The organism is Streptomyces sp. NPDC005784 (genome assembly GCF_042871525.1).
GTDB lineage: Bacteria > Actinomycetota > Actinomycetes > Streptomycetales > Streptomycetaceae > Streptomyces.
Map to the genome: position 1 here is coordinate 1 of NZ_JBIAIQ010000034.1, position 14819 is coordinate 14819.

At 68.4% G+C, this 14819-nt stretch carries 13 protein-coding genes; 8 read left to right on the forward strand and 5 right to left on the reverse strand.

What is annotated here, in order from left to right:
• Window positions 1-92: 92 nt before the first annotated feature.
• Window positions 93-266: a hypothetical protein gene (locus tag ACFYR3_RS35345; RefSeq protein ID WP_389286024.1), complete on the reverse strand. Its 174-nt coding sequence runs from the start codon at window positions 264-266 to the stop codon at window positions 93-95.
• A gap of 768 nt (window positions 267-1034) precedes the next feature.
• Here ACFYR3_RS35345 and denD point away from each other — a divergent pair.
• Together denD and ACFYR3_RS35355 are read left to right on the forward strand one after the other, a co-directional pair.
• A complete protein-coding gene (gene denD / locus ACFYR3_RS35350) occupies window positions 1035-2063 on the forward strand; it encodes a D-erythronate dehydrogenase (protein ID WP_355858264.1) in 1029 nt (342 codons plus the stop codon).
• 236 nt (window positions 2064-2299) lie between these two features.
• Window positions 2300-4699: an RICIN domain-containing protein gene (locus tag ACFYR3_RS35355; protein WP_389286026.1), complete on the forward strand. Its 2400-nt coding sequence runs from the start codon at window positions 2300-2302 to the stop codon at window positions 4697-4699.
• 157 nt (window positions 4700-4856) lie between these two features.
• Here ACFYR3_RS35355 and ACFYR3_RS35360 read toward each other — a convergent pair whose 3' ends face one another.
• The gene (locus ACFYR3_RS35360; RefSeq protein ID WP_389286028.1) at window positions 4857-6062 is read right to left on the reverse strand and encodes an NUDIX domain-containing protein; all 1206 of its coding nucleotides are present in this window, start codon (window positions 6060-6062) and stop codon (window positions 4857-4859) included.
• A gap of 557 nt (window positions 6063-6619) precedes the next feature.
• Complete coding sequence (locus ACFYR3_RS35365; protein WP_389286030.1) at window positions 6620-7126, reverse strand: DUF6584 family protein; 507 nt, start codon at window positions 7124-7126, stop codon at window positions 6620-6622.
• Between the two features lie 198 nt (window positions 7127-7324).
• On the opposite strand from ACFYR3_RS35365, the gene ACFYR3_RS35370 reads away from it, so the two are divergent.
• The 4 genes from ACFYR3_RS35370 (at window position 7325) to ACFYR3_RS35385 (ending at window position 10718) form a co-directional block, all read left to right on the forward strand.
• Window positions 7325-7798, forward strand: a complete 474-nt coding sequence (locus ACFYR3_RS35370; RefSeq protein ID WP_389286032.1) for a GNAT family N-acetyltransferase — start codon at window positions 7325-7327, stop codon at window positions 7796-7798.
• Window positions 7799-8078: 280 nt separating this feature from the next.
• Window positions 8079-8858, forward strand: coding sequence for a class I SAM-dependent methyltransferase (locus ACFYR3_RS35375; protein ID WP_356781695.1), 780 nt, complete (start codon window positions 8079-8081; stop codon window positions 8856-8858).
• Between the two features lie 412 nt (window positions 8859-9270).
• On the forward strand, window positions 9271-10209 hold the full coding sequence (locus ACFYR3_RS35380; protein WP_389286034.1) for a class I SAM-dependent methyltransferase: 939 nt from the start codon (window positions 9271-9273) through the stop codon (window positions 10207-10209).
• Window positions 10206-10718, forward strand: coding sequence for a hypothetical protein (locus tag ACFYR3_RS35385; protein ID WP_355858285.1), 513 nt, complete (start codon window positions 10206-10208; stop codon window positions 10716-10718). Before ACFYR3_RS35380 ends, ACFYR3_RS35385 begins: the two co-directional genes overlap by 4 nt.
• Before the next feature lie 108 nt (window positions 10719-10826).
• Here ACFYR3_RS35385 and ACFYR3_RS35390 read toward each other — a convergent pair whose 3' ends face one another.
• Window positions 10827-11276 carry a hypothetical protein gene (locus tag ACFYR3_RS35390; RefSeq protein WP_355858288.1) on the reverse strand — a complete coding sequence of 150 codons (450 nt, stop codon included), beginning with the start codon at window positions 11274-11276 and terminating at the stop codon, window positions 10827-10829.
• A gap of 351 nt (window positions 11277-11627) precedes the next feature.
• Between ACFYR3_RS35390 and ACFYR3_RS35395 the strand changes: the two genes are divergently transcribed.
• On the forward strand, window positions 11628-12116 hold the full coding sequence (locus ACFYR3_RS35395; RefSeq protein ID WP_389286037.1) for a hypothetical protein: 489 nt from the start codon (window positions 11628-11630) through the stop codon (window positions 12114-12116).
• Between the two features lie 448 nt (window positions 12117-12564).
• On the forward strand, window positions 12565-12861 hold the full coding sequence (locus ACFYR3_RS35400) for a hypothetical protein (RefSeq protein ID WP_355856524.1): 297 nt from the start codon (window positions 12565-12567) through the stop codon (window positions 12859-12861).
• Window positions 12862-13363: 502 nt separating this feature from the next.
• On the opposite strand, the gene pntB is transcribed toward ACFYR3_RS35400, so the two are convergent.
• Window positions 13364-14818 carry a Re/Si-specific NAD(P)(+) transhydrogenase subunit beta gene (gene pntB / locus ACFYR3_RS35405; RefSeq protein ID WP_355856521.1) on the reverse strand — a complete coding sequence of 485 codons (1455 nt, stop codon included), beginning with the start codon at window positions 14816-14818 and terminating at the stop codon, window positions 13364-13366.
• Between the last annotated feature and the right edge of the window lies 1 nt (window position 14819).

Here is a 14819-nt window from a genome sequence, read left to right on the forward strand (position 1 = left end):
ACTCCCGCAGAAGTCCACGCCGAGTACGAGGAGTTGCAGGCAGCGGCATAGGTAGAACCCTCAACGCCGCTGTCCGAGAAGCGCAGGGCCCCTCACGACTTCGGCAGGGCCCAGTGGAGCCGGACTCCAGTGGTCCCATCAGTGAGCGGCCGCTGCGGGACGGGTGCGGTCGACTGGGCGGCGGAGGGGCGGCCGAGCAGGTCGAGGGTGGCCCGGGGGCCGTGGTCACAGCGGGCCGCGGCCACCTCGTCCAGGTCCCACACCATCTTGCCGACCACCTTGCCGCGCTGGCCGCGCGCCCCTACAGGGATCTCTGCTACCTGACCCGCGAGGGCTTCGTGGCATTCATGTACGGCTCGTACACGTGGGCGCCGTTGAGGCTGAACTGGTTGAAGTCGCAGAACCAGTACATGCCCTGGTCGACTTCCGGTGTCCTGCCTGACGCTCCGCCCCACGCCCGTCGACCTCTGTGGACTCGGGGCCCGACCTCGTCCGAGCGTGACATCGTCCGCCGTCCGCGGCGGAGGGCTCTGCGTGGGCTCCAACTCTCACCGCCTCGTCGATGGAGTGATCGAGGACCTCCCTTTGGATCACCTTGCCCGGTGCGCTTCCGGGCTGGGCCGAGAGTGTGAGATCAACTGCCAGTTCGGTGTGGTGATGTTCAGGTTGCCGCGGAACGGGCCGGCCATCGCCGGCGGCGAGCATTCACTGGACCGCGTGGAGGGCCGCCGCCCAGCGATGTCGACGGCGTACTACGGCACCAGTTGGCCGGCCACGAGAGCAGGCACGCCCGTGAGCCGTCCGTAGGCACCCTCGCTGCTGCGGCCTACGCTGTCGCGGGCACCCGCTCTCGCCCATCCGCCATCACCCGCGACAGGGGTGTGGTGGACTCGCCGCCGAACGAGGATGCTGCTGGGCGTCCGAGGACGTGGGCGTGGGCGTGGACACGCAGGATGGGCGGCTGCAGGAAAGGGCGGCGCATACCGTGACGGCGTCCACGATGCTGCGGCCGGCAACTTGTGAGGAGACGTCACATGAGGATCATCGTCACGGGTGCGTCAGGATTCCTCGGGCGTCTGCTTGTCGGGCGCCTGCTGCAGATGCGGGCGTTCGCCGGCGTACCGATCACCCGACTGGTGCTCGTCGACCGGGTCGCGGGGCCTGGCTTGCCGTCGGCGGGCGACCCGCTCGTGGACGTGGTGCACGGTGATCTGACCGACCGTCTCGATGACGTGTTCGCCGAGCCGGTTGACGTGGTGTTCCATCTTGCCGCCGCCGTTTCGGCCGAGTGCGAGGCTGACTTCGATCTAGGTATGGGCGCGAACCTCGACACCACTCGTGCCCTGCTGGAGGCGGCTCGGGCGCAGTCGCTGGCCGGCGGGCCCGTACCGCGGATGCTGTTTGCCAGCAGCCTCGCCGTCTACGGCTCCACCCTGGAGCTTCCCCTGCCGCCCGTGGTCAGCGAGGCGACTGTGCCCCTGCCTCAGTCGAGTTACGGAACGCAGAAACTCGTCTGCGAACACCTGCTCGCGGACTTCACCCGCCGCGGCTTCGTCGACGGACGTGTCGCCCGCCTGATGACCGTGGTCGTGCGGCCCGGCCGGCCGAACGCGGCCGCCTCCGGTTTCCTGTCCGCCATCATCCGTGAACCGCTCGCCCAACTCCCCGCAACGTGTCCCGTGGAGCCCGGCACGCAGGTGGCCCTGGCCTCGCCGCGACGCACCATCGAGGGAATCCTCCGTGTCGCGGAGGCCGAGCGCGGCACCGGACCAGGACGCCTGGAGGGTCGGCTGCCGGTCAACCTTCCCGCACTCACGGTCGGCGTCGCCGAGATGCTCGCCACGCTGCGGCAGGTGGCCGGCTCAGCCGCCACCGACCTGGTGACCTTCACAACCGACCCTGCCATCGCGGCCGTCGTCGGTTCGTGGCCGGCCGTCATCGACAACCGGCGCGCTGCCGCGCTCGGCCTGGAGCCCGACCCGAGTTTCCTCTCAGTGGTCCAGGACTACGTCGCCGATCACCCCGACGCGGTAACCGTGCACGGGTCTCGCGGTGAATGCTGACGCTGCCCGGGTGATTGTGCAGGTGCTCTTCGTGGTGTGCGTGAACTCTGGACAGGCTGACCTGGCCGTGCTGTCATGTCCGCGGCACCATTTCCAACGTTGTAGAAGACCGCAGCGCTCCCGTCTTCCACGTGGACGCTGTGGAGCCACATCTGGATGATCTGGCGTTGTCCGAGAATGAGAGACAACGTTGTCGCACTGCAAGTCGACCCCTTTTGGGAAGGCAGGTCACCTGCATGTCAATGAGCAGGCGGAAAATCCTCGGTATGGGCTCCAGCGCCCTGGGTGCCGCGGCGCTCGGAGTCACGTTCGCGGGAGTCGCGGCCGCGGCGCCCCGACCGCGAGCTGAAACGCAGATGCCCGACAGATTCCAGAAGCTGCCGCCCGGCAGCGTGGTCGCCCGCGGCTGGCTCGCCGGCCAACTCCGGTTACAGCTCGACGGATTGTGCGGCACGTACGAAAACGTCTCGCACTTCCTCGATTTCTCCACCACGGGCTGGGTTCATCCCGAGCACAACGCCTGGGAGGAGGTGCCGTACTGGCTGCGCGGCTACATACCGCTGGCGATCGCCACGGGGGACGCGCACGCGCTGAACCGCTCGCGCGAGTGGGTGGACGGGATCCTCGCAACCCAGGCGAGCGACGGCTTCTTCGGACCGCGTGCCTTACGCACCGCACTCAACGGTGGTCCGGACTTCTGGCCCTTCCTGCCGCTCCTGCAGGCTCTGCGAACGCACGAGGAGTACACCAACGACCAGCGCGTCGTGCCGTTCCTGGTCCGTTTCCTTCGCTACATGAACGCACAGGGGCCGGGCGCCTTCAACACCAGCTGGGTGTCCTACCGTTGGGGTGACGGTCTCGACGTCGTCGTGTGGCTCTACCGCCGAACCGGCGAGGCGTTCCTGCTCGATCTCGCCGCCAAGATGCACACCTACGGCGTCGACTGGACCGGCGCCACCCCGAGTCGGCACAACGTGAACATCGCCCAGGGCTTCCGGGAACCCGCCCAGTATGCCCAGTTGACCGGCTCCGCCGATCTCACCCGGGCCACCTATCGTGCCTATGACGCCGTGATGGACACCTACGGCCGGTTCCCCGGCGGCGGGTTGGCCGGCGACGAGAACTTCCGGCCCGGTTTCACAGACCCCCGGCAGGGCTTCGAGACCTGCGGCATTGTCGAATTCATGGCCAGCCACGAGCTGTTGACCCGAATCACCGGGGACCCGGTCTGGGCGGACCGCTGCGAGGACCTGGCCTTCAACATGCTCCCGGCCTCCCTCGATCCCGACGGCAGGTCCGTTCACTACATCACCAGCGCCAACAGCATCGAGCTCGACAACCGCCCCAAGACACAAGGGCAGTTCCAGAACGGCTTCGCCATGCAGGCCTTCCAGGCCGGCGTCGACCAGTACCGGTGCTGCCCCCACAACTACGGTATGGGCTGGCCGTACTTCACCGAGGAACTCTGGCTCGCCAGCACCGACGGTGGTCTGGCCGCCGCCCTCTACGCTCCGAGCAGGGTCCGGGCCACGGTCGCAGGCGGAACGACGGTCACCGTCACCGAAGATACGGGCTATCCCTTCGAGGACACGGTCACCCTGAACATCTCCACGCCCCATCCCGTGCGCTTCCCGCTGCAGTTGCGCGTGCCCGGCTGGTGCAAGGGGCCGCGACTACAGGTGAACGGCACTTCAGTGGCGGCCTCGGACGGCCCGTCCTGGGCGCGAGTGGAGCGTACCTGGCGCGACGGCGACGTCGTCCGTCTGCAGCTGCCTCAGCAGGCCCAACTGCGCCCCTGGCCCGGCCAGCACGGCGCAGTCAGCGTCGAAAAAGGCCCGCTCGCCTACTCGTTGAAGATCGGCGAACGCTACGACCGCTACGCGGGGGATGACACGTTCCCCGCATACGAGGTCCACGCAACCACCGCATGGAACTACGGTCTCCTCCCTGAGACCCCGCTGACGCCCGCACAGACCAGTGCTGTCGTGCCGGACCAGCCTTTCACTCCCGGCACCACGCCTTTGTACATCTCTGCGCAAGCCCGGAAGATCCAGGAGTGGATCGCAGACGACGAACATGTCGTCGCACCGCTCCAGGACGGTCCCGCCCGCAGCGAGGCTCCAGTGGAGACGGTCACCCTCATCCCCATGGGCGCCGCCCGGCTCCGTATCACGTCCTTCCCCACGGCGGCACCCGACGGCCGGCCCTGGACGCCAGAACCGCCCTTCCGCAGGCTCGCCAACAAGAACAGCGGCAAGGTCCTCGCCGTCGACGGGATGTCCACCGAGAACAGCGCACGCGTAGTGCAGTTCGACAATACGGGGACGGGCGACCACGCATGGCAGCTCGTCGACAAGGGTGACGGCTGGTATCTGATCCGCAACGGCAATAGCGGCAAGGTGCTCGGCGTCGACCGCATGTCCATGGACAACAGCGCGAGCGTTGTGCAATTCGAGGACAACGGAACAGACGATCACTTGTGGACACTGGTCGGCAACGGCGACGGCTGGTATCGCATCCGCAACAAGAACAGCGGAAAAGTCCTCGGCGTGGACCGGATGTCCACCGACAACAGCGCGCAGGTGGTCCAGTTCGACGACAACGGAACGGCCGACCACTTGTGGCGGTTCCTGTGAACGGCTGAGCCAGGCGCAGCGTTGGATCGGCGGTCGTGTCCATCCGGCCGCCGATCCGGTTCACCGCTCGACCGGACCACTCTTGACGATCCGCTCGACCGTTCTCGAAAGCCGTCACGCGCGACGCAAAGTGCGACGGCCTCAGCACGTCGCGCCGTCATGCGAGGCCGTCCGTGGCGGTCGCCGTGGGCGCCTGGTGGGAGGCGTACGGGGTGAAACGCGCGGGTGCGTGGTCGATGGGCAGGTCGGGCCGCCAGGCCGTGAGGATCTGGGCGCTGCACACGAACAGACCGTCGGGCAGCTGGTCCAGCGGGTACCAGGCCCAGTTGCCGACGCTCTCGTCCGGTTGCGTGGCCGGCCGGCCCTGCCAGGCGCCGACGACGGCGCCGACCGTGACCCGTACGACGTCATCGACGTGGTCCACGAGCGTCCCCAGCAGTGTGACGTCGTCGGGCCGGGCGATCAGCCCGGTCTCCTCGGCGAGTTCCCGGGTCACGGTCGTTTCGAGGGATTCCCCGGCTTCGACGGTTCCGCCGGGCAGTTCGAGGGTGCCGTGGCGGTGGCGGCCGAGGAGCACTCCCTGGTCGCCGAGGAGGATGGCACCGACACCGATGGCCGCGTGCGGCGAGGGTGGCTCCGGGGTGCGGGGGCGGCTGGATACGCGTGCGGACCGGGCCGGGAGGCGCCGGGCGCGGATGAGCTGCTGCACGACCGGGACGTTCTCGTCGGGGTGCCGCAGCAGGTCGATGGCCTCGACTCCGAAGCCGTACTTCTTGAGCAGTTCCTCCCACAACTGGGGTGCCAGAACCCACATTTGGACGGGCAGCGGCGGTTCGTCCCGGAGCCTGATCAACTGCTCACGCGGTGCGACGGTCGTGGACGGGCCGCGGTCGTCCAGGTCGGTGTGGAGGATCGAGACGACCAGCGGTGCTCCGGGGCGCAAGCCGTGGCGCAGAGCGGGCAGGGCGCGGTGCGGGTCGGTGAAGGCGAGGCTGCCGATGGCGTACGCAGCGTCGAAGGGTTCTGCGGTGGGGAGGTAGTCGACCACGTCGCCCAGGACGAACTGCACGCCGGGAACGCCCGCGTGGGCTTCGGTGGCGCGCTGGTGCTGGGTGGGCGACAACTCGATCGCGGTCACACGAGCGCCGTGAGCACGGGCCAGGTGCACCGCGTGGTGGCCGGCACCGGAGCCGACGTCCAGGACGTGCTTGCCGGTGATCTCACCGAGAATCTCGGCCCCGGGACCGATGCCTTCCCAAGGGGTCCAGGTCAGCTGATCCGGGACGGGCGGCGCGTACTTTCGATTCAACTGGCGCCGGCCGTAGACGGTCCAGGCATCGGCGTTGACGTCCTCACCGGACACGAGAACTCCCGTAAGCAGTAGGCGGGGTGACTGCGTCGTGCGTGGGATTCGCCGCGGCCACCCTCCGTCCGGCAGTGATCCTCTCGGCGGCGTTCCGAGAACAGCTTCCGATCATCCCGGCGAACCTTCTACTCTCAGGGAAGGTGATTTTGGGCTCTAGCCCATGCCGCAGGCTCCCGGACCCCGAGCCATGACCCATTCGTGAGGCCCGCTGGAGCCGCATCGCCGACTGCGCGGCTCCAGCCTCGCGCCCTCCAGGACGTGCAGGCGAGGCAACCCCCGCAGCCCCGCTCTGCCGTCGGAGGGCACCTCGCGCGAGGAGCGACCGGGGGGAGCCTCGGTCCCTCGCGCTCCGGCCGCCGCCGCGCAGCGCGGCGGCGGCCGGACCAGACGAGCGTCCAACCGTGGGTACGGCGGGCAGTCGCAGTGTCCAGGCCGGACGTGCCGTGTGCCTGGACGGGGCCGACAGTCACGTAGTTCGTCCACGACTATGTGGTGATGGGCGGCCAGGACGCACTGAACCCTGGGTGGCGCCCCGCAGTCGGAGGCGACTGGAGTCAATTGAAGAGGGCAACGAGCCCGTTCACCCAGATCGCGAGGAATGCGAGGACCACCATCAGGCATCCAGCTCCTGCCAGGAAGTCCGTGACGGCGTTGCTCTTGCTCTCCGTCTTCCGGTCGGCTGGCCCCGTGTCCCAATCGACGGGGTGTCCCACGGCGTCGGAGCAGGCTGCTCGCACTGCTTCCAGTTGTTGTCTGGCAAACACCGATGGGGCAAGCGACTCAGGCCCACGCCAGGCCAGTGCCCGCATGCGCTTCGGAGCGGTGCCGTATCTCACCTCGAAGGCCGAGGTCTCGGCTGCGTCCTGGTCCTGTTCGAGGTACATCCAGCGGCCCGCTTCCGCAGGCTCTCCGTACAGGCGGTACGTCTCGGCCAGGCGGCGGCGAAGCGGCAGGTCGTTCGGAAAGGACGACACCAGCCCACGCAGTCGCTGGCGTGCGACGGGAACCCGGCCGGCGGCCAGATCTGCGTCGACTCGGGCAAGGGTCTCTATCAGCGGCATACGTGCATAATCGAGTATGGCAGCGACCGCCGTCGACCTGAGTTACCCGCTCGCCCCGTGCGGAGGTGACGCCCGCCTCGCCGCAGGAAGCAGCCTCGTCTGCACTCCGTCCTGACGGCTCGTCAGTCCGATTCGCTGAAGGTTGCGCTTCTGGCGAGCGGAGAGCGCGGAGTCTCACTGAACTGCCAGGTGTCTGTCATGATCCCCGTCATGGGGACAGCCATAACTCCGGCCGACGTGGCCGACTTCCACCAAGTTCTGACAGATCACCCCCGTTACTGGGGCGAACGCGACCTGCGCTCGCTGCACCTTCTGGCCTTGGTGCAGGAATTCGGTTCCATGTGCCTGGTTGCCCGTGCCGAGGACGGAATTCGTGGGTACATCTTCGGATTTGTCACGCCGGACGACACTGGCTACGTGCATCTCATCGCTACGCGGGACGATGCCCGTGGAACCGGTCTCGGGCGCCGTATGTATGCGGCGTTCGCCGAAACAGCGGAGCGTTACGGTGCACGGCAGTTGAAGGCGATCACGTCCGTCGAGAACGCCGGCTCGATCGCCTTCCATCGCAGCCTCGGCTTTGACGTGAAGATCGTCGACGACTACAACGGCCCCGGCCGGACCATGGCCGTCTTCCACCGAGATCTGCCACTCAACTTTTCGGCGCCCTGATCAACCAGCCGTCACTGATGTCGCTCCCCAACTCGTAGGCCAGTCAGGTATGTCGGTCTCTTCCTGAAATGTGCACTGTTCATGATGCGGGCCGTCCGGCAGGTCGTCAGCTCCGCGAAGAGTGCCTCGGACCGGGGAGGAGGATTGTCGAGGCCGTCGCTCCGGCAACGGTCGGAGGCACTTCGCAGGCGAGCCGCAGCCTGGTAGCGCTCTCGGGCGGCTGTTGCCGAAGTGGTGAGGCGGGGTGGCCGATGGCCTGTGGCGCCGATACGGTTACCGCGTGGATCAGGACGAACGGCTGGTTCACGCCTCGTCGTTCGGCGCGGCGGCAGTCGCATACGCCGAGCACCGTCCGGACTACGCCCAGGCCGCGGTGCGCTGGGCGCTCAAGTGCGCGCCCGGCCGGCGCGTGCTCGACCTCGGCGCCGGAACCGGGAAGCTGACCGCCACGCTCGTCGCGCTGGGCGCCGAAGTCATCGCGGTCGAGCCCGATCCGGCGATGCTGACCGAGTTGCGCCGTTCGCTGCCGGCTGTCCGTGCCCTGCCGGGCAGCGCCGAGGCGATACCGCTGCCGGACGCGTCCGTCGTTGCCGTGCTGGCAGGCAATGCCATGCATTGGTTCGACATGGCCGTCGCGGGACCCGAGATCGCCCGCGTACTCGCACCCAGCGGCATTCTGGCCGGCTTGTGGAACGTCATGGACGACCGGGTCGAGTGGGTTGCCGGCCTCGCACGGGTCAGCGGGAGCGCGGCCATCGGCCCACGAGATACGCCCACCAGTTGGCGCGCCGAGACGGCCGACGCACACCTTCCAAAGACTGGCGTGGCCACCCGGTTCGGCTCGCCGGAGCAGGCCGAGTTCCCGCACGGGCAGCGCCGCACCGCCGACTCTCTCGTCGCGACCATCGCGACGCGCGCTGGGGTGTTGGTCATGTCGGAACAGGAGCAGGAGGCCACGCTGGGCCGGATCCGCGCTTTCCTCGCGAGCCGTCCTGAGACCGCCCGAGGCGAGTTCGCGCTCCCGATGCTGACCGGCGTGCTGCGCGTCCGACGGCTGTGAAGCACCACGTCGACGACCGGTGGCGACATGCCACGCACCGGCCGCACCCGTTGGCTCCACCTGGCACGCACCTGGCCCGGGAACCAACAGTCCCCGGGGAGCGGCACGGTGGACGACGCTCCGCGCCCGATCGCCGCCCCCGTCCCCATGTATGGACTGTCCCTGCCCGGCATCCCAACTCCACAACACGACCACGGCGATCCCATAGTGGGACCAACCGACTCCTCGCGCCGAGCCCCGAAGATCGCTAACCGGGGCCAGAGGACTCGTTCACCTGGGCCAATCGCTCGTTCGAAGCCAGTGCACGGGTCTCGGCAGCACCAGTACCGAAGATGCGGGAGCTTGTGGACACTTCACGGTGGGGGCAGCCGGCCCGCCGGGTGGGGCAGGGGAGGCCGTAGGGTTCTGCCTCGTGCACCAGCTTGTTGAGATTTCCGACCTGATCACGGCGGTGGATCCACGCAGCGGCCAGCGGCTCCCGGTCCGGCGCGCCGAGGTGATCCAGCAGCTCCGCGAGAGCGGAGACGAGCGCGCGGTCCGGATCGTCTCCGGACTGCCCGTGGACCAGGTGGGCGTACTCGACCCCCACGCAGTGGACCGCTTGCTCATCAGCGTGCACACCGAGCTCCAGCGCCTGAGCGAGGAACTACGGATCGGCGAACGCCTGGTCCACCTGCTCGGTCCGCTCTTCACCGCGATTCGGTCCACTACCGGGCAGCCCGGGCCCTACCGCCTGGTCGACGTCGGTTGCGGCCTGGGCTACCTGGTCCGGTGGCTGGCGACTACCCAGGCCCTCGGTACGGACGTCGAGCTGGTCGGGGTCGACCTCGACGCCGCGCTGGTCGGCGAAGCGGACCGCCTCGCCCACGCAGAGGGGCTCAACTGCCGTTTTGTCAACGGGAATGCCTTCGACCTGCCGGAGGCCGCGACCATCTACGTCTCCACCGGCGTGCTGCACCATTTTCGTGGCCCTGCCCTGGCCGAGTTCTTCCAGGCCCAGGCCGCCTCACCGGCGTACGCCTTCTGCCACTTCGACATCGCCGCAACCCGTCTCGCGCCCATTGGAGCCTGGATCTTCCATCGCGCCCGGATGCGCAACCCGCTCGGCCGCCACGACGGCGTCGTCTCCGCGCTGCGCGCGCACAGCGACGAGACACTGCTGCGCGCCGCTGCGGTACCCGGCATCCGCGCACTGCTGTACGAGCCGCGCGGAGCGGTGAACCCGTTCTGCACCACGCTGCGCCCGATCATCGGAGTGCGCCCGCAACTGGAGGCGCCGCTTCGCCGAGCCCTCGGGCGGGACGCACGCCGCATGGTCGGCCCGGAGCACCTCGCCGAGACCACCCGATGACGCCCGCCATACCGCTTGTACTCCTCGGTCTGGTCGACGCGGCGTTCAGCGGCTTCCGCGCCTATGCCGGCAGCGACGCCCGCATCCGTAAACAACGGGCCACCGCCCGAGCCACCCTGCGTGGGCTGGCGGTTGGGGCCGTCCTGCTGCTCGCCCCCACGCTGACCGCTGGACTCCTGCTGCTGACCACACGCGACCAGGCACGGACCTACAACGCTCTGGCTGCCGGCGGCCTCGGCTACCTGCTCCCGCTCACGGTCTACGCCACCGGTGTACTGCTGTTGCTTGCCGCCTATTTCACCCTGACGTTCCGCGCCAGCACCCTCGCGGTGGTCATCGGCCTCGGCCCGCTGACCCTGCTGCGCCCGCTCGTCGTTGCTGCCGCCTGCCTCGGCGCGGTCCTCAACGGCGGCGGTGAGTCCGCGCTGCTGGTCGGCACGATCGCAGGCGCCGCCGTGCTGTGTGTCGAACCCGTGGTGCACCGGCGCTGGTACCACCACGTGCAGTAGAGAACCTGGGTGACGCCGTGCGGTTTCCACCCGAGCGTCACGGCGACAGCTGACAGCGGGTGCTGCACCTTCTCAGGTTCTGGTTCAACTTTTCCGGTACGCGGGTGCTCAGCCCGAAACAGATCTTGGGACGACATCGGCGGTGGCGGGGGGTTCGTCGCTGCGGTCCGGGAGCCTGGCCACCACGGCCTTGAACAGACGGTCTTCCTCGGCCGGAAGCAAAATCTCAAGCTGTCGCCCGGCTACGTTGCACACCATCATCGAGAGCTCGGCGACGACTTCGACACTGGTGCGTGGAGTCCCGAGCCGCAGTTTCGAGACCGTGTCGTCAAAGGTGGAAAGGAAGACACCTTCGGCTTTCACCGTCAGGCGAGCGCGGTGTCGACCTCCGCCAGAGTTGCGGAATCGTGCGGCACAGCGGATGTGGGCGTTTTCCCCACGGTTCAGTGCGGCGACCGTGCGGGAGACGCGCCTCCTGCGCCATCGCTTCCGTATCCGGCGAAGGAGTGGCTCGGCCACGATCGCGAGGACCACGGTGTCGGAGAGGGTCTCCCACATGGACATCTCCTACGGCTCGGCTTTTCCATGATCAAGATTGTGCTCAGTCTGCCGTTGCCCCCGGGCCCTGCGCCGCAGAATGATCCCATGGCCCTTTCCACTCACTTCGGCCGTACCCGGAAGAGGGAAGTCCCTTGGACATGGGCATCGGGCGGTACGGCAGGCCGGTGACTTGCTGTGGTGGGGCTATGCGTGGTTTTCGGTGGATGCCGTTCGGGCGTACTTCGTCGGCCCTGTTGGAGCGGGTCGGGGCATCCTGCGGTGGTGGTGATCCGGTGCCACGGCCGGCGGGTATCAGCTGGTCCCGGGGCCGGTGCCGTGTGGTTGGGGAGTGTCTGCATACTGCTGGGCATGAAGGTTTCGCCCGGTACTCGCATGCATGTGTTGCTCACCATGGTGATGGTGGTGTGTGTGGTGGCCGGCGGGGCCTGTTTCGGCTTCGTTTTCGGTGGCTGGGCGGGAGCCGCGGTGGGAGCGGGTACGTCGTCCGTGGGTGTCGGGCTCGGGGGGTTCTTCCACAGTCAGATCGCGGTGGATCCCCCTCCGGGTGTCCGGACCGGTTCGGCTTTGGAGGGCATCGCGGACGTGGTTGTCATGGGTGTCGCGCTGTACGAGGCCGCGGTCTTTCCGGTCGTCCCTGGCGGGGTGAGCGACAGGGAGCAGAAGGCCCGCCGGACCGTGGCGTACCGGCTCGCCGCCTACGACGGTCTTCCCCGCGCCGTTCGGATCTCGGCAGCCGGTGCGCTGGAGGTCATAGACGAGGGCCTGGACAAACAGCGCGCTCGGACCGCGGTGAAAGAACTGTCGCTCACGGTCTACGACAGCCGCAGCGGTCATTGATCTGTCGAGCTGAGAGAGCGGATGCCTGAGCGCGCGACTCGTACCGCACTGCGCAGTGCGGTACGACATCGTGCGCACCGGTTGGAGAGTGCACAGCATCTGGTGGGTACCGCCGGTGGGGGAGTGGGGCGCACTGCGACCAACACGACGCGCAGCGCGGCGAAGAAGGCGGATCCGCTGCCACATGGCTCCATCCGCGCCGCGTTCTCGGGCATCTGCCCGGCCTGTTTCAAGGACTACGGCCAGGGCGAGGTCCGTGGCCTTTGCGCGCGCCAGCAGCAGGAGCGCCTTTGCCAGGAGCAGGAAGCCGAGCAGCCGCGCGAAGGCCGGCGCCCGGCTCTCCCGCTTCCGCACCTGACCAGGGCAGGCCTTCCGCCGGCGACGCGGGGAAGCCCATGGCTGCCCTGGGCAGAGCCGCGTTGTCAGTGGCGGCTGAAAGGCTGGAGTGATGAACGGCGATGAGCAACTGCTGCGCGGCCGGGTGTACGGCCACGACCATGACGACCCCAACCCGGGCCCCCTCCCGCACCAGACCTATGCCGCGCTCATGGGCGGCCCGCTGGACGGACTGCTGTTGGACATCACCGGCTGGCGCCCGGACGAAGTCGACGACGGAGCCGCCCTGTCCACCGAGCTCGGACAGTTCCCCGGCGGGCGGTCGCTGTACGACCCGCGTCCCGGTGAACCGCGCATGCCCGGTCCCGGCGTGATGTGCCGCTTCTACTACTCCGGCGACAGCCCCTGACCGCCGCAGCGGGTTCGCCGGGCGGGTCGGCCAGGGGCACGCTGGGAAGCGTGGGCCGCGCGCCGATCGTCGTACACCGCCCTCCCGCGCAGGCGGCCCGAGGGGCACCGTGCACCCCCGGGGCCGGGACGAGATTCTCGGCACCGCCTACAGCGATCACGGTCTGGTGGTGTTCCTCGATGGCGCGGGCATCCAGGATCCCACCGCGGGAGATCCTGCACCGCCACCGCCACCGCCACCGCCACCGCCACGGCCGCGCCCCGGTCGGCGAACACCAACGCCACCAGACCCACAGGGGCGGCCGGCCACCGCCACGCACCGTGGAACTGGCTGGTCACGTAGATCACCCACCAGACCTGGTCATGTCGATCACCAGGTTGCCCAGTACGCGCGGTGCCGGATGCGGTCTCCTCCGTGACACCGCTTCAAACCATGAGAAACGGGGACAGAGTTGGCGATGCGGCCGTGCGTGAAGCGGAACCGGCCGCCCGGGGCGCGGGCCCTAGCGGGCGAGGGCGGCTTCGCTCGGCGCCTGGGTGCGGGGGTCGGAGGCGAGGGCGCGAAGGATCTCCTCGACGCTCTCCTTGGCATCGCCGAAGAGCATGCTGCTGTTCTCGCGGAAGAACAGCGGGTTCTGCACGCCCGCGTAGCCAGAAGCCATCGAGCGCTTGAAGACGACGACCTGCTCCGCCTCCCACACCCGCAGCACCGGCATGCCCGCGATCGGGCTGGTGGGATCATCCGTCGCGGCTGGGTTGACGGTGTCGTTGGCGCCGATGACCAGGACGACGGACGTGTCGGCGAGGTCGTCGTTGATCTCGTCCATCTCCAGAACGATGTCGTACGGCACCTTGGCCTCGGCCAGCAGCACGTTCATGTGCCCGGGCAGACGGCCCGCCACGGGATGGACGCCGAAGCGGACCTCCACGCCGCGCTCTCGCAGTTGACGTGTGAGCTCGGCGACCGGGTGCTGCGCCTGTGCCACGGCCATGCCGTAGCCGGGGGTGATGACGACGGACCGAGCCTGTGTCAGAAGCTCAGCCACTTCTTGGGCACGGATCTCGCGGTGCTCGCCCTGTTCCTCGTCCCCGTGCGCGGGAGCCTCGATGCCGAATCCGCCCGCGATGACCGAGAGGAAGGACCGGTTCATCGCCTTGCACATGATGAAGGACAGGTAGGCGCCCGAGGATCCGACCAGCGCGCCCGTGACGATCAGCAGGTTGTTGTCGAGCAAGAATCCTGCTGCCGCCGCGGCCCAGCCTGAGTAGCTGTTGAGCATGGAGACGACGACGGGCATGTCGCCGCCGCCGATCGAGGCGACGAGATGCCAGCCCAGGACGAGCGCGAGCAATGTCACGGCGATCATCAGGCCGAGGCTCGGGCTGATCGTGAACCAGACCGTCAGCGCTGCGAACGCCACCAGCGCCGCAACGTTGAGCGCGTTCTTGCCCGGCAGAACCAGCGGACGGGAGTTGATGCGCGCCGACAGCTTGAGGAACGCGACGATCGAGCCGGTGAAGGTGACCGCGCCGATGAAGATCCCGATGAACACCTCTGCGTGATGGATCCCCAGCAGGTCGGCCGTGACGTGTGTCTGCGCGGCCCCGTGCGCCTCGACCTCCAGGTAGCTGTTCCAGCCGACCAGTACCGCGGCGAGACCGACGAAGCTGTGCAGTACGGCAATGAGTTCGGGCATCTGCGTCATCTCGACCTGCCGCGCTCGCCAGATGCCGATCGCGGCGCCCAGCACCATCGCGACAACGATCAGCGCGACCGCGCCCGCGGTGATGCTCTGTGCCGCGAGTACGACGGTGGCGACCAGGGCGAGGGCCATGCCGGCGATGCCATACACGACACCGGCACGGGAGGTGCGGTGCTGGGACAATCCCGCCAGACTGAGGATGAACAGCAGGGCGGCGACCAGGTCCGCAGCGTGAGAGGCTGTAGTTGAAGTCATT

Coding starts and splice junctions, on each gene's coding strand:
- ACFYR3_RS35345 (WP_389286024.1), bottom strand. CDS start 266: ATGGTGTGGGACCTGGACGAGGTGGCCGCGGCCCGCTGTGACCACGGC.
- denD (WP_355858264.1), top strand. CDS start 1,035: ATGAGGATCATCGTCACGGGTGCGTCAGGATTCCTCGGGCGTCTGCTT.
- ACFYR3_RS35355 (WP_389286026.1), top strand. CDS start 2,300: ATGTCAATGAGCAGGCGGAAAATCCTCGGTATGGGCTCCAGCGCCCTG.
- ACFYR3_RS35365 (WP_389286030.1), bottom strand. CDS start 7,126: ATGCCGCTGATAGAGACCCTTGCCCGAGTCGACGCAGATCTGGCCGCC.
- ACFYR3_RS35370 (WP_389286032.1), top strand. CDS start 7,325: ATGATCCCCGTCATGGGGACAGCCATAACTCCGGCCGACGTGGCCGAC.
- ACFYR3_RS35385 (WP_355858285.1), top strand. CDS start 10,206: ATGACGCCCGCCATACCGCTTGTACTCCTCGGTCTGGTCGACGCGGCG.
- ACFYR3_RS35390 (WP_355858288.1), bottom strand. CDS start 11,276: ATGTGGGAGACCCTCTCCGACACCGTGGTCCTCGCGATCGTGGCCGAG.
- ACFYR3_RS35395 (WP_389286037.1), top strand. CDS start 11,628: ATGAAGGTTTCGCCCGGTACTCGCATGCATGTGTTGCTCACCATGGTG.
- ACFYR3_RS35400 (WP_355856524.1), top strand. CDS start 12,565: ATGAACGGCGATGAGCAACTGCTGCGCGGCCGGGTGTACGGCCACGAC.
- pntB (WP_355856521.1), bottom strand. CDS start 14,818: ATGACTTCAACTACAGCCTCTCACGCTGCGGACCTGGTCGCCGCCCTG.